The organism is Cobetia sp. (genome assembly GCF_983723665.1).
Map to the genome: position 1 here is coordinate 5,535 of NZ_CFDJES010000145.1, position 1,200 is coordinate 6,734.

The window sequence follows — 1,200 nt, forward strand, 5'->3', positions numbered from 1 at the left end:
CATCAGCACGGCATAATGTTCGGGTCATGTTGTCTTGCTGGCATCCGTGTGATGAAGCTTGCTGGGGCGAAGGTCGGTAGGGCGCAGACAATGACAACAACAATGGCGTGGGATGTGTCTCAGTGCGGGCCATGCATGATGCGTGGCAATCCACCGGATGGTTAGCGAGTGACAGGAGATGACAGATGTCCGGATTCATGCAGGAATTTCGTGATTTTGCCGTCAAGGGAAGCGTCGTCGACATGGCGGTCGGCATCATCATCGGCGGGGCATTCACACTGATCGTCAAGAGTCTGGTCGGTGACATGCTCAACCCGCTGATCGGGCTGCTGATCGGCGGAGTCGATTTCGCCAACTTCTTTGTCGTCCTCAAGGAAGGCGCTCAGGCCGCGCCCTACGCCAGTCTCGAGGCGGCCAAGGAAGCGGGAGCCGTCACGCTGAACTATGGCTTGTTCATCAATGCCATCATCAGCTTTGCTCTGGTGGCGCTGGCGGTGTTCGTGTTGATCCGACAGATCAACAAGCTCAAGAAGGAAGCCGAGGAAGCGCCGGAAGAGGTCACCGACAAGGATTGCCCGTATTGTCTTTCCAAGGTACCGCTGGCGGCGACCCGTTGTGGTCATTGCACCTCCGAGCTGGCGCCGGCAGCGCCGGTGGAGGCGGCCTAGGCCATCTGCGTCAGTCACGACGACTGGCAAGCAATATCGACACTCGTCCTCAAGGGACCGGCCACCAGGCCGGTCCCTTCGTTTGTCTGACACACGCTGATATAGCACGATGGCTGTACGACCATCCCCGGGAGATTCCATGCTGATCGACAGCCATTGCCATCTGGATTTCGCTGACTTCACGCCGGATCGTGAGGCGGTCATCGCGCGTGCCGAGCAGGAAGATGTCTCGGCCTTCGTGGTGCCCGCCACCACGGTGGCAAGCTTCCCGGCAGTGCTGGCGCTGGTGGATTCATCGGCGCGTATCTTTGGCGCCCTGGGACTGCATCCCTATTTTCTGTCCGAGCATGGCGATGACGCGCTGGCGGCGCTTCATCAGGCCCTCGATCAGCATGCTGGCCAGGTCGTCGCGTTGGGCGAATGTGGCTTCGATGCGCGACTGGCCGATCATGATGCCCAATGGCAGCTGTTCGAGGTCCAGCTGAGCATGGCACGCGAATTCTCCTTGCCTGTCATCGTGCACTGCGTGCGC

2 protein-coding genes are annotated in these 1,200 nt (G+C 59.8%); both read left to right on the forward strand.

Going from position 1 to position 1,200, the window contains the following annotated elements; all coding sequences use genetic code 11:
* The first annotated feature begins 185 nt into the window (after positions 1–185).
* Positions 186–668, forward strand: coding sequence for a large conductance mechanosensitive channel protein MscL (mscL, locus tag AC4FAH_RS12425; protein ID WP_054557004.1), 483 nt, complete (start codon positions 186–188; stop codon positions 666–668).
* A gap of 139 nt (positions 669–807) precedes the next feature.
* The coding region (locus AC4FAH_RS12430) for a TatD family hydrolase (RefSeq protein WP_490246122.1) at positions 808–1,200 on the forward strand (393 nt) is incomplete at its 3' end.

What these genes read in the sequence shown, in the direction of transcription:
- mscL (WP_054557004.1), top strand. Translation starts at nt 186, where the DNA reads ATGTCCGGATTCATGCAGGAATTTCGTGATTTTGCCGTCAAGGGAAGC.